A 12,966-nucleotide genomic window follows, 5' to 3' on the forward strand; every position below is an offset into this window, starting at 1 on the left:
GCGTGAGCATCAGGCGCCGTACAAGCCTTGCCCTCGCTGTCTCAGGATCCCATTCTGCGTCATACTCGGCAGACCTATTGCCCGGTCCTCGCCATGCGTCCACTGCTCCCCATTACCCTGGTCCTGTTGCTCGCCGCCTGTGGCGATGGCGAATCGCTGCTTCCGCCGGACGCGCGCCTGCCTGACGGGGGGCGTTATCGGGGTCAGGTGGTCGATGGCCTGCTGCAGGGCGAGGGCCGTATCGACTACCCCAACGGCAGCTGGTACGCCGGCGGCTTCAAGGACGGCCAGTGGCACGGCCAGGGAGAATGGCACGGCCAGAACGGCGAGGTGTACCGTGGACAGTTCGCCGGAGGGCTGTTCCAGGGACTGGGCGACCTGACCACGCCGGGCAGCCACTATGCCGGCACCTTCAAGCATGGCCGCCGCGATGGCGAAGGCACGCTCAAGCAAGCCGACCAGACCTACCGAGGCCAGTTCAAGGACGACCTGTACGAAGGCGCGGGCGAACTGGAACTGGCCGACGGCAGCCGCTACCAGGGCTTGTTCGCCAAAGGCAAACCCAACGGCGCCGGCGTACGCAGCGATGCCAGCGGCAACCAGTTCAGTGGCCGCTTCGTCAACGGCGAGCTGCAAGGCAGCGGCACCTACGACAGCGTTGACGGTGAGCAGTACATCGGCGAGTTCAAGGACAACCGCCTGGAAGGTCGCGGCCGGTACGAAAACGCCGATGGCGATGTGTGGATTGGCGAATTCAAGGATGGCTCATTGATCGGCGAAGGCGAACTGCTGGGCAGCGATGGCAGCCATTACAAAGGCGAGTTCGCCGACTGGCGCCTGTCGGGCCAGGGCAGCCTGCAGCTGGCCGACGGCAGCAAGTACATCGGCGGCTTCCTGAACGATGCCTACCACGGGCATGGGCGATTGATCCTGGCCAGCGGCAAGGTCGAAAGCGGCGTCTGGGTCAATGGCGTGCGGGTACGCGACCAGAAAGGCCAGTTGCTGCCCGATCCACTGGACCTGGCCCTGCTCAATCAGGGCCGCCTGCTGGACGAGGCGCTGGCCGGTGTCCCGCGCTCAGCCCCATCGATCCAGCTGTACAGCCTGGTGATGGCCGGCGATGGCCAGCAGAGCGTGTTCCTGCGCGAAGCCGACTATGTCAGCAACATGCTCAAGGTGCGCTTTGGCGCCCGTGGCCAGGTGACCTTGGTCAACCACCGCGACCACATGGCCACCCGCCCCATGGCCACGCGCGAAAACCTTACCCGGGCCGCCCGCACCCTGGCCGAGCGCAGCGGCCCTGAAGACCTGATGTTCATCTACCTTACCAGCCATGGCAGCCAAGACCATCAACTGGTGCTGGACCAGCCGCGCCTGCAGTTGGCTGACCTTTCCGCCGACGAACTGGCCGCTGCCCTGGCGCCGCTCAAGGATCGAGACAAGGTAATCGTCATCTCGGCCTGCTATTCAGGGGGCTACATCGCCCCGCTCAAGGATGAGCGCACGTTGATCATGACGGCGGCCCGGGCCGACCGCGTGTCTTTCGGTTGCTCGGAAGAAGCCGACTTCACCTACTTTGGCGATGCCCTCTTCGCCGAAGCGCTGAACCAGACCGACGACCTCAAACAGGCATTTGAACTGGCACGTACCAGCGTTGCCGAACGTGAACAAAGGGAAGGCTTCGAGGCCTCCGAGCCGCAGCTGTGGGCACCGCCCGCCGTGCTCGAGCACTGGCAGCAGCTGCGCCGGCAACAGGCCGAAGAAGCGTTGCGTAACGCCACACAGGCCAGCGCGGGGCGACAAGCAAAAACGCCCGGCAACCACTAGACTTGTGTGTAACAAGGGAGAGACATCATGTATTTGACGCCTCAGCATGTCCTGCTTGCCGGTGCCACGGGTCTGACGGGGGAACACCTGCTGGACCGCCTGCTCAACGAGCCCACCATCACCCGTGTACTGGCGCCCACTCGCCGGCCGCTGGCCGAGCATCCGCACCTGGAAAACCCGGTGGGCGACCCGGCGGTATTTCTTCCCCAGTTGGCCGGGCGGGTCGATATCGCCTATTGCTGCCTGGGCACCACGCTGAAGCAGGCCGGCTCTGAATCGGCGTTCCGTGCGGTGGACCTGGATATGGTGGTGGCGTTCAGCAAACGTGCCCGGGAAATGGGCGCGCGACATCTGTTGGTGGTCAGCGCGCTGGGGGCCGACCCGAAATCGTCGATCTTCTACAACCGGGTCAAAGGTGAGATGGAAGAGGCGTTGAAGGCCCAGGACTGGCCGCAGTTGACCATCGTGCGGCCGTCGTTGCTGCTGGGCGAACGCATTCAGCCACGCCTCAGTGAGCAGTTGATTTCGCCGTTTTCCAGGCTGATACCGGGTAAATACCGAGGGATCGAGGCCTGTACCTTGGCCCGGGCGCTGTGGCGCTTGGCGCTGGAGGAAGAGGACGGGATACGGGTTGTGGAGTCGGATGAGTTGCGCAGGTTGGGCAAGAAATAGACGTTACCTGTAAGGGCCTCTTCGCGGGTTTACCCGCGAAAGGGCCCTTACAGGCCACCGGTGGCCTGGAAGCCTACACCGGCCGCTGTCAGCAACGACAACGGCAACAACAGGGTATCGAGCAACATGCTCCCCGGCAGGTCCAGCCCCGGATAGGCCGGGGCATCAGCCCCGTAATGATCACGCGGGCAGCACCCACCATTGATCACGTACAAATCCAGCCGGGTACCGGCATACACCACCGGCGCCCCGGGTTTGGCGGCATCCAGCGTGCGTACCGTGGCGCAGCCCCCCAGCATCACCAGCGCCAGCACCCCCACCAACGCTCGCTTCAATCATCCACCCCAAAGTGGTGCTCACCCCAACGCGGCAACATGTCCTGGGGAATGTTCAGCAGGTTGAGAATACGCGCGACGACAAAGTCGACCAGGTCGTCGATGGTCTGCGGCTGGTGGTAGAAGCCCGGTGCCGCCGGCAGGATCACCGCGCCCATCTGCGACAGCTTGAGCATGTTTTCCAGGTGGATGGTGGAAAACGGCGCTTCGCGTGGCACCAGGATCAGTTGCCGACGTTCCTTGAGGGTAACGTCGGCAGCGCGTTCGATCAGGTTATTGCAGGCACCGGTGGCAATGGCCGACAAGGTGCCGGTGGAACAAGGCACCACCACCATCGCCGCCGGGGCACCGGAGCCGGAGGCCACCGGCGACATCCAGTCTTCCTTGCCGTACACGCGGATCTGCCCATCGGCGGCGCCGGTGTATTCGGTAAGGAAGGCCTGCATCGCCTGGGGCTTGGCCGGCAGCAGCACGTCGGTCTCGGTGGCCATTACCAGTTGCGCGGCCTTGGAGATCAGGAAGTGCACTTCGCGGTCTTCGCGCACCAGGCAATCGAGCAGGCGCAGGCCATACTGGGCGCCCGAGGCGCCCGTCATGGCCAGGGTGATGCGTTCCGGCCCGCTCACTTCAGCGCCTCGGCCAGTTTGCCGTGCAGGCCGCCGAAGCCGCCGTTGCTCATGATCACCACATGAGTACCCGGGCGGGCCTGGCCTTTGACCCGCTCGATGATCGCGTCAAGGCTGTCGGCTACTACGCTCGGGACCTTGCACTGCGCGGCGGTGGCCGCCAGGTCCCAGCCGAGGTTGGCCGGGGCGTACCAGATGACCTGGTCGGCGTCGTTGACGCTCTCTGGCAAACCGTCACGGTGGGCGCCCAGCTTCATCGAGTTGGAGCGTGGTTCGATCACGGCAATCACCGGGGCCTCGCCAACACGCTTGCGCAGGCCATCGAGGGTGGTGGCGATGGCGGTCGGGTGGTGGGCGAAATCATCGTAGATGGTCACGCCCTGCACTTCGGCCACCTTTTCCATGCGCCGTTTCACGCTCTTAAACGCGCTGAGGCCTTCGATGCCCATGGCCGGGACCACGCCGACATGGCGGGCGGCGGCCAGGGTGGCCAGCGCGTTGGCAACGTTGTGCTGGCCCGTCAGCGCCCAGTCCACCACGCCTTGCGCTTCGCCTTCGAACAACACTTCAAAACGCGAGCCGTCGGGGCTGAGCAGGCGCGCCTGCCACTGGCCACCAACGCCTGTGGTCTGCACCGGGGTCCAGCAGCCCATGCCGATCACCCGCTCCAGTGCTTGCTCGGTGGTGGGGTGAATCACCAGGCCTTCGCTCGGGATGGTGCGTACCAGGTGGTGGAACTGCCGCTCGATCGAGGCCAGGTCCGGGAAGATGTCCGCGTGGTCGAACTCAAGGTTGTTGAGGATCGCGGTACGCGGGTGGTAATGCACGAACTTCGAGCGCTTGTCGAAGAAGGCGCTGTCGTACTCGTCGGCTTCGACGACGAAGAACGGCGTGTCGCCCAGGCGGGCCGATACCGAGAAATTCTGCGGCACACCGCCAATCAGGAACCCCGGGCTCATACCGGCGTGCTCCAGCACCCAGGCCAGCATGCTGCTGGTGGTGGTCTTGCCGTGGGTACCGGCAACAGCCAGCACCCAGCGACCTTGCAGCACATGGTCAGCCAGCCACTGTGGGCCGGAAACATAGGGCAGGCCCTTGTTCAGCACGTATTCCACTGCCGGGTTGCCGCGTGACATGGCGTTGCCGATGACCACCAGGTCGGGTGCCGGGTCCAGCTGGGCCGGGTCATAGCCTTGGGTCAGCTCGATGCCCTGGGCTTCGAGCTGGGTGCTCATCGGAGGATAGACGTTGGCGTCCGAGCCGGTGACGCGATGGCCAAGTTCCTTGGCCAGCACCGCCAGCGAGCCCATGAAAGTGCCGCAAATACCGAGAATGTGAATATGCATGGTTGACCTCGCAAAACATCGAGGCAGGGTAGCCCAGGGCGCGACAAATCGCACCCGCTGTTTCGCTCAGTCGGCCCTGGTGATGCCGTGTTTGCGCAGTTTTCGATACAAGGTATTGCGGCTGATGCCCAGATGCTCGGCGACACGGGTCAGGTGCCATTGTTTTGCCTCTAGCATGGCCAGCAGCGCTTGCCGTTCCGCGTCCTGCAATACCTCGGCACCCACGAATTCACCATCATTCTCGGATCCGACGCAGGCCCTGTGGGAGCGGACGATGGTTGGAAGATCCGCAAATACGATTCGGGCATCCTCGCAAAGCGCCACCAAGGTACGCAGTACATTGCGCATCTGCCGCACATTTCCCGGCCAGGCGAAGTCGAGCAGCGCCTGCCGTGCCGTGGGCTCGATATCGACCCGTTGCCCCTGCGCCTCCTGATGCAGCAAAAAGTCCAGCAGCTGCGCTTTGTCACTGCGTTCACGCACCGCCGGCAACGCCACCTCCAGGCCATTCAGGCGGTAATACAGGTCCTCGCGGAAACTGCCCTGCTCCACACGCTCCAGCAAGTCGCGGTGGGTGGCGCTGACAATACGTACATCCACCGCTTGCGGCTCGCCACCGATGGGCACCACCTGGCGCTCTTCCAGTACCCGCAGCAGGCGGGTTTGCAAGGCCAGCGGCATGTCGCCGATCTCGTCCAGCAGCAGGGTGCCGCCGTCGGCCTGCAGCAGCTTGCCGCGCATGCCTTCTTTGCGTGCTCCGGTAAAACTGCCGCCTCGGTAACCGAACAACTCGCTCTCGATCAGGCTCTCCGGGATCGAGGCACAGTTGATGGCGATGAACGGCTTGCCGCGTCGCCCGCTGGCCTGGTGCACGGCCTGGGCAAACGCTTCTTTGCCACAACCGGTTTCACCACGCAGCAACAGCGGCACGTCACGCTCGAACACCCGTACGCTGCGGCGGAATTCGTTCTGCAGAGCCGGGTCGAGCAGGCAGATGGCCGGTTCCATCGGGTGCATGGGCAAGGGTTGCGCAACAGGCACCGACCACACCGGCGCTCGGGCCTTGCCGCGCAGGCTGGCAAACACCTGGCGACCGTCAAGCGTATGCAGCGGCCAGACCGTGCTGCCAGCGGGGGTGGCGCGGCTGAACAGATCGTCGTGGCTACAGGCAAAAAAGCGCTCCACGGGTTTGCCCAGCACGCCACCGCGCACGCTGCCCAGCAGGTTCAACGCGCTCTGGTTGGCAGCACAGATCCGCCCATCGCCGTCGAACGCCAGCAGGCCTTCGCTGAACAGGCCGACCGACTCGGCCTGCAGGTGAAAACGCAGCAGCCACTGCTGCTCGAAGTGGCGCAGGAAATAACAGCTTTCAATCATCTTCGCCGACAGGTTCACCAACGCCATGGTGTGGAACTGGCTCTGGCGCGACACGTCAGGCCGTGCCGATGACACATCCAGCACCGCCAGCAGTTCGCCATGCGGGTCGAACACCGGGCTGGCCGAGCAGGTCAGGCCAGTGTGGCGGCCACGGAAATGCTCGTTCTGGTGAATGGTCAACGCCTGACGCTCGACCAGGCAGGTGCCGATGCCGTTGGTGCCCTCGCGCGCCTCGCTCCAGTCAGCGCCCAGCCACAGCCCGGCGCGCTCGAAGCTGCGCCGCTCGGTCGGCGCGCTGACACAATTCAGGATCACCCCACGGGCATCGGTCAGCAGCACCGCATGGCCGGCCCCGGAAAGCTGCTGGTGCAGGCTGTTCATTTCATGATCGGCAATTTGCAGCACCTGGCGCAGGCGCTCGCGGCTTTCCAGCAAACGCCCATGCTCAAGCACCACGGGCGCCTCGATCACCGAAGGGTCGAGGTGGTAGTCCTCCAGGCAGCGCAGCCAGGAGCGGGCGATGGACGGGTCACTGCCGCCCTCCCCAGCCCCACCATGGGCAACGGTATGCACTTGCTGGGCATGGCGAATGAAAGGATTGCTCTGCATTTGTTGTAGTTCTCCGCAGATAGAGCGTTCCGCCAGCATCCTCCACCCGGGAAGCCTTTGCAATGCACCCGCCTGTGACGTGTCGCAAATGGCACAAAGTGTCACCCCCGCGCGTACCGGGGCTGGTACAGCGGCCAATCACAGAGCCTTGGAAGCTGACCCAAGTCATTGATTTGCCTGGTGTGCGAAACGCTGGCCCAACCTTTGCTCTACGCTTTCCAACTCCTCAACAAACATAACAGCCAGGAGACACACCATGCGTTACGCACATCCCGGTACCGAGGGCGCGAAGGTTTCCTTCAAGAGCCGCTACGGCAACTACATCGGTGGTGAGTTCGTTCCTCCGGTAAAGGGGCAGTACTTCGAAAATACCTCCCCGGTGAATGGCAAGCTGATCGCCGAATTCCCCCGTTCCACTGCCGAAGACATCGATAAGGCGCTCGACGCCGCCCACGCCGCTGCCGACGCCTGGGGCCGCACTTCAGTGCAGGACCGCTCCAACGTGCTGTTGAAAATCGCCGACCGCATCGAGCAAAACCTCGAACTGCTGGCGATTACCGAAACCTGGGATAACGGCAAGCCGGTCCGCGAAACCCTTAACGCCGACATTCCGCTGGCGGTCGACCACTTCCGCTACTTCGCCGGCTGCATCCGCGCCCAGGAAGGCGGCGCCGCGGAAATCAACGAAGGCACCGTGGCCTACCACATCCACGAGCCGCTGGGCGTGGTCGGGCAGATCATCCCGTGGAACTTCCCGATCCTGATGGCCGCCTGGAAACTTGCCCCGGCACTGGCCGCCGGCAACTGCGTGGTGCTCAAGCCTGCCGAACAGACCCCGCTGGGCATCACCGTGCTGGTCGAACTGATTGGCGACCTGCTGCCAAAAGGTGTGCTCAACGTGGTGCAAGGCTTTGGCCGCGAAGCCGGTGAAGCCCTGGCCACCAGCAAGCGCATTGCCAAGATTGCTTTCACCGGCTCCACCCCGGTGGGCTCGCACATCATGAAATGTGCAGCCGAAAACATCATTCCATCCACCGTGGAACTGGGCGGCAAGTCGCCGAACGTGTACTTCGAAGACATCATGCAAGCCGAACCGAGCTTCATCGAGAAGGCGGCCGAAGGCATGGTGCTGGCGTTCTTCAACCAGGGCGAAGTGTGCACCTGCCCATCCCGGGCACTGGTACAGGAGTCGATCTACCCGCAGTTCATGGAAGTAGTGATGAAGAAGGTGCTACAGATCAAACGCGGCGACCCGCTGGACACCGACACCATGGTCGGCGCCCAGGCTTCCCAGCAGCAGTTCGAGAAGATTCTGTCGTACCTGCAGATCGCCCAGGACGAAGGCGCCGAGCTGCTGACCGGCGGCAAGGTGGAAAAACTGGAAGGCTCGCTGGCCACCGGTTACTACATCCAGCCGACCCTGCTCAAGGGCAACAACAAGATGCGCGTGTTCCAGGAAGAAATCTTCGGCCCGGTGGTCAGCGTCACCACCTTCAAGGACGAAGCCGAAGCCCTGGCGATTGCCAACGACACCGAGTTCGGCCTGGGCGCCGGCGTGTGGACCCGCGACATCAACCGTGCCTACCGCATGGGCCGTGGGATCAAGGCTGGCCGCGTGTGGACCAACTGCTACCACCTGTACCCGGCGCATGCGGCGTTCGGCGGCTACAAGAAGTCCGGGGTTGGCCGTGAGACCCACAAGATGATGCTGGACCACTATCAGCAAACCAAGAACTTGCTGGTGAGCTACGACATTAACCCGCTGGGCTTCTTCTAAGCCCGTCAGCCAGAGCGGTTCGCGTGCACGAACCGCTCTGGCTCGCTTCCTGCAGTACCCATCACCATCGGCCCGGAACCCTTCCGGCCACCAAGAAAAAGAACAGGTGAAACTATGCCAAGCGATCATTCCGCCGGCTCGCCGGCAGGCTCTTCTGTCGACTTCGAAAAAGTCGGCTCGGACTATTTCCAGCAACGTGAACTGAAAAAAGGCGCCGCCGGCTGGGTACTGCTGGTCGGCCTGGGCGTGGCCTACGTCATTTCCGGCGACTATGCCGGCTGGAACTTCGGCCTGGCCCAGGGCGGCTGGGGCGGCATGTTCCTCGCCACCTTGCTGATGGCCACCATGTACCTGTGCATGTGCTTCTCGCTGGCCGAACTGTCGTCGATGATCCCCACCGCAGGCGGCGGCTACGGCTTTGCCCGCAGCGCCTTCGGCCCGTGGGGCGGCTTTCTGACCGGTACGGCGATCCTCATCGAATACGCCATCGCCCCTGCCGCCATTGCCGTGTTCATCGGCGCCTACTGCCAGTCACTGTTCGGCATCGGCGGCTGGATGATCTACCTGGCGTTCTACATCGTGTTCATCGGTATTCACATCTTCGGTGTTGGGGAAGCGTTGAAGCTGATGTTCATCATCACCGCCATCGCCGCCATCGCCCTGGCGGTGTTCCTGGTGAGCATGGTGCCCCATTTTGATGCAGCCAACTTGTTCGACATCGCCAAAACGGACGCGGTGGGCGCCAGCAGCTTCCTGCCGTTCGGTTATGTGGGCGTGTGGGCGGCCATTCCATATGCCATCTGGTTCTTCCTGGCTGTCGAAGGTGTGCCACTGGCCGCCGAAGAAACCAAGAACCCCAAGCGTGACCTGCCACGCGGCCTGATCGGTGCCATGCTGGTACTGTTGGCCTTCGCCCTGCTGATTCTGGTCGTCGGCCCCGGCGGTGCAGGCTCCGAAGCACTGAAAGCGTCCGGTAACCCGCTGGTCGAGGCACTGTCCAAAGCCTATGGCGGCAGCACCTGGATGGGCGGCTTCGTCAACCTGGTCGGCCTGGCCGGGCTGATCGCCAGCTTCTTCTCGATCATCTACGCCTATTCCCGGCAGATCTTCGCGCTGTCCCGCGCCGGCTATCTGCCACGCAAACTGTCGGAAACCAACAAAAGCAAGGCGCCGGTACTGGCCTTGATCATCCCCGGCATCATCGGCTTTGCCCTGTCGCTGACCGGCCAGGGTGACCTGCTGATTCTGGTCGCCGTATTCGGCGCTACCCTGTCTTATGTGCTGATGATGGCCGCGCACATCACCCTGCGCATCCGCCGGCCGAAGATGGAACGCCCATACCGCACCCCCGGTGGCATCTTTACCTCGGGCGTGGCGCTGGTGCTGGCCTGCATCGCTGTGATTGCCGGCTTCCTGGTCGACCCACGGGTGGTGATTGGCGCCGCAGTGATCTATGCGGTATTAATTGCCTACTTTGCTTTCTACAGCCGCCATCACCTGGTTGCGGGCACACCGGAAGAGGAATTCGCCGCGATCCAGAAGGCCGAAGAGGCCCTGCACTGATCGCCGCCACCCGCCGCAGGGCAACCTGCGGCTCTGGAGATTCTGTATGGCAAGTTTCGTACACACGGTCGGTCACCTGGTCTACCGCTTCGACAGCCTCAAGGAAGTGATGGCCAAGGCCAGCCCGGCGCGCTCCGGGGACTACCTGGCAGGCGTTGCGGCCAGCAACGACGGCGAACGCGTCGCCGCGCAGATGGCGCTGGCCAATATCCCGCTGACGCACTTTCTCAATGAAGCGCTGATCCCTTACGAAGATGACGAGGTTACCCGCCTTATCGTCGATACCCACGATGCCCAAGCGTTCGCACCGGTCAGCCACCTGACCGTGGGCGGCCTGCGTGACTGGCTGCTGAGCGAAGAGGCCGATGAACACAGCCTGCGCGCCCTGGCGCCCGGGCTGACACCGGAAATGGCAGCAGCGGTCTCGAAGATCATGCGTGTGCAGGACCTGGTGCTGGTAGCGCAGAAGATCCGCGTGGTTACTCGTTTTCGCGGTACCATGGGCCTGCGCGGGCGCCTGTCGACCCGGCTGCAGCCCAACCACCCGACCGACGAGCCGGCCGGTATCGCCGCCAGCATTCTCGACGGCCTGCTGTACGGCAACGGCGATGCCATGATCGGCATCAACCCGGCTACCGACAGCATCGCCTCGATCTGCGCCCTGCTGGAAATGCTCGACGCCATCATCCAGCGTTACGACATCCCTACACAGGCCTGCGTGCTGACCCACGTCACCACCTCGATCGAGGCGATCAACCGTGGCGTGCCGCTGGACCTGGTGTTCCAGTCCATCGCCGGTACGGAGGCGGCCAACGCCGGGTTTGGCATCAACCTGAACGTGCTGCAGGAAGGCTACGAAGCGGGCCTGTCGCTGAAGCGCGGCACCCTCGGGCAAAACCTGATGTACTTCGAAACCGGCCAGGGCAGCGCGCTGTCGGCCAACGCCCATCATGGGGTCGACCAGCAAACCTGCGAAACCCGCGCCTATGCCGTGGCCCGCCACTTCAAGCCGTTTCTGGTCAACACTGTGGTCGGCTTCATCGGCCCGGAGTACCTGTACAACGGGAAGCAGATCATCCGCGCCGGCCTGGAAGACCACTTCTGCGGCAAGCTGCTGGGCGTGCCGATGGGCTGCGATATCTGCTACACCAACCACGCCGAAGCCGACCAGGACGACATGGACACCCTGCTGACCCTGCTGGGGGTGGCCGGGATCAACTTCATCATGGGCATCCCCGGTTCCGACGACATCATGCTCAACTACCAGACCACCTCGTTCCACGACGCGCTGTACGCACGCCAGACCCTGGGCCTGAAGCCCGGGCCGGAATTCGAAGCGTGGCTGGCCCGCACCGGCATCTTCACCCAGGCCGATGGCCGGGTGCGCTTTGGTGACAACCTGCCGCCGGCCTTCCGCCAGGCCTTGGCACAGCTTGCATAGGGATGACCATGGACCCTCGCACACCTACCCCCGACAACCCTTGGCTGGCCCTGCGCACCCTGACCCCGGCACGCATCGCCCTGGGCCGCACCGGCACCAGCCTGCCGACCGGGGCGCAGCTGGACTTCCAGTTCGCCCATGCCCAGGCCCGCGATGCCGTGCACCTGGCCTTCGACCACGCCGGCCTGGCGACCCAACTGAGTGACCGTGGCCGTGACAGCCTGGTACTGCACAGTGCCGCCAGCGACCGCCACCAGTACCTGCAGCGCCCGGACCTGGGCCGGCGGCTCAACGAAGACTCGATTGCCACCCTGCGCCAGCACGCACAGGCCAACCCCGGCGGCGTCGACCTGGCCATCGTGGTTGCCGATGGCCTGTCGGCGCTGGCTGTTCATCGCCACACCCTGCCGTTCCTGAGCCGTTTCGAGGAGCAAGCGGCGGCTGATGGCTGGACCAGCGCCCCTGTGGTGCTGGTGCAGCAGGGCCGCGTGGCAGTGGCAGACGAGGTCGGCGAACTGCTGGGCGCACGGATGACCGTGATGCTGATCGGCGAACGCCCAGGGCTCAGCTCACCAGACAGCCTGGGCCTGTATTTCACCTACGCGCCGAAGGTCGGCCTGACCGATGCCTACCGTAACTGCATTTCCAACATCCGCCTGGAGGGCCTGAGCTATGGCATGGCGGCGCACCGCTTGCTGTACCTGATGCGCGAAGCCTGCAAACGCCAGCTTTCCGGGGTGAATCTGAAGGACGAAGCCGAGGTCCATAGCCTGGAGAGTGAAGACAGCGCCAACCAGAAAGGCAACTTCCTGCTCGGCAAAGGGTAAAAAACATGTCACGGAAGGCGGATTGCACTTGTGACGCGCATTGGGCAGCATGCCCTTGAACGCTGCAGGCATTCCGCTGTTTCCCTAAATGGACTCTGAGGGCCGCACATGCGCATCATCAAGGCAACCCTGGAACACCTCGACCTGCTCACGCCACTGTTCGTCAGATACCGTGAGTTCTATGGGCAGTTGCCCTACCCCGACAGCTCGCGCAGCTTTCTGGAAAAGCGCCTGAAACGGGATGAATCGGTGATCTACCTGGCGCTACCGGATGATGACGACAGCAAGCTGATGGGCTTCTGCCAGTTGTACCCCAGCTACTCGTCGCTATCGCTGAAGCGGGTATGGATACTCAACGACATCTACGTGGCCGAAGACTCGCGGCGCATGCTGGTGGCTGACCACCTGATGCGTGAGGCGAAGAAAATGGCGAAAGAGACCAACGCCGTGCGCATGCGGGTTTCGACCAGCGCGGACAATGAGGTCGCGCACAAGACTTACGAATCCATCGGGTTTCGTGAAGATACCGAGTTCAAGAGCTACATCCTGCCGATCACCCAGGATTG

General features: G+C 63.5%; 11 protein-coding genes. 7 read left to right on the forward strand and 4 right to left on the reverse strand.

The genetic code is table 11. From position 1 onward, the window contains the following. Positions 1-93: 93 nt before the first annotated feature. Both ACF8MI_RS21870 and ACF8MI_RS21875 read left to right on the forward strand, forming a co-directional pair. Positions 94-1,827, forward strand: a complete 1,734-nt coding sequence (locus tag ACF8MI_RS21870; RefSeq protein WP_200929051.1) for a C13 family peptidase — start codon at positions 94-96, stop codon at positions 1,825-1,827. A gap of 27 nt (positions 1,828-1,854) precedes the next feature. Continuing rightward, positions 1,855-2,499 carry an oxidoreductase gene (locus tag ACF8MI_RS21875; protein ID WP_060499521.1) on the forward strand — a complete coding sequence of 215 codons (645 nt, stop codon included), beginning with the start codon at positions 1,855-1,857 and terminating at the stop codon, positions 2,497-2,499. Positions 2,500-2,546: 47 nt separating this feature from the next. Here ACF8MI_RS21875 and ACF8MI_RS21880 read toward each other — a convergent pair whose 3' ends face one another. From ACF8MI_RS21880 to ACF8MI_RS21895, 4 genes are all read right to left on the reverse strand, one after another. After that, positions 2,547-2,834 carry a YceK/YidQ family lipoprotein gene (locus ACF8MI_RS21880; RefSeq protein ID WP_016715384.1) on the reverse strand — a complete coding sequence of 96 codons (288 nt, stop codon included), beginning with the start codon at positions 2,832-2,834 and terminating at the stop codon, positions 2,547-2,549. After that, the gene (gene ubiX / locus ACF8MI_RS21885; protein WP_016715383.1) at positions 2,831-3,460 is read right to left on the reverse strand and encodes a flavin prenyltransferase UbiX; all 630 of its coding nucleotides are present in this window, start codon (positions 3,458-3,460) and stop codon (positions 2,831-2,833) included. The genes ACF8MI_RS21880 and ubiX overlap by 4 nt, the downstream gene beginning before the upstream one ends. Beyond that, positions 3,457-4,806 (reverse strand): UDP-N-acetylmuramate:L-alanyl-gamma-D-glutamyl-meso-diaminopimelate ligase, encoded by a 1,350-nt coding sequence (gene mpl / locus ACF8MI_RS21890; RefSeq protein ID WP_104833529.1) that lies wholly within the window; start codon positions 4,804-4,806, stop codon positions 3,457-3,459. The genes ubiX and mpl overlap by 4 nt, the downstream gene beginning before the upstream one ends. A 66-nt stretch (positions 4,807-4,872) precedes the next feature. Then, on the reverse strand, positions 4,873-6,792 hold the full coding sequence (locus ACF8MI_RS21895; RefSeq protein ID WP_060499523.1) for a sigma-54-dependent Fis family transcriptional regulator: 1,920 nt from the start codon (positions 6,790-6,792) through the stop codon (positions 4,873-4,875). Positions 6,793-7,048: 256 nt separating this feature from the next. On the opposite strand from ACF8MI_RS21895, the gene ACF8MI_RS21900 reads away from it, so the two are divergent. From ACF8MI_RS21900 to ACF8MI_RS21920, 5 genes are all read left to right on the forward strand, one after another. Then, entirely contained in the window at positions 7,049-8,569 is a 1,521-nt protein-coding gene (locus tag ACF8MI_RS21900) for an aldehyde dehydrogenase family protein (protein WP_060499524.1), read from the forward strand. 114 nt (positions 8,570-8,683) lie between these two features. Beyond that, positions 8,684-10,132, forward strand: a complete 1,449-nt coding sequence (gene eat, locus ACF8MI_RS21905) for an ethanolamine permease (protein WP_200929050.1) — start codon at positions 8,684-8,686, stop codon at positions 10,130-10,132. Between the two features lie 46 nt (positions 10,133-10,178). After that, complete coding sequence (locus ACF8MI_RS21910; RefSeq protein WP_060499526.1) at positions 10,179-11,573, forward strand: ethanolamine ammonia-lyase subunit EutB; 1,395 nt, start codon at positions 10,179-10,181, stop codon at positions 11,571-11,573. Positions 11,574-11,581: 8 nt separating this feature from the next. Then, positions 11,582-12,400: an ethanolamine ammonia-lyase subunit EutC gene (eutC, locus tag ACF8MI_RS21915; protein WP_060499527.1), complete on the forward strand. Its 819-nt coding sequence runs from the start codon at positions 11,582-11,584 to the stop codon at positions 12,398-12,400. A gap of 108 nt (positions 12,401-12,508) precedes the next feature. Beyond that, the coding region (locus tag ACF8MI_RS21920; RefSeq protein ID WP_104833530.1) for a GNAT family N-acetyltransferase at positions 12,509-12,966 on the forward strand (458 nt) is incomplete at its 3' end.

Origin of the sequence: Pseudomonas sp. yb_9, assembly GCF_043103635.1 — a bacterium.
Lineage (GTDB): Bacteria > Pseudomonadota > Gammaproteobacteria > Pseudomonadales > Pseudomonadaceae > Aquipseudomonas > Aquipseudomonas monteilii.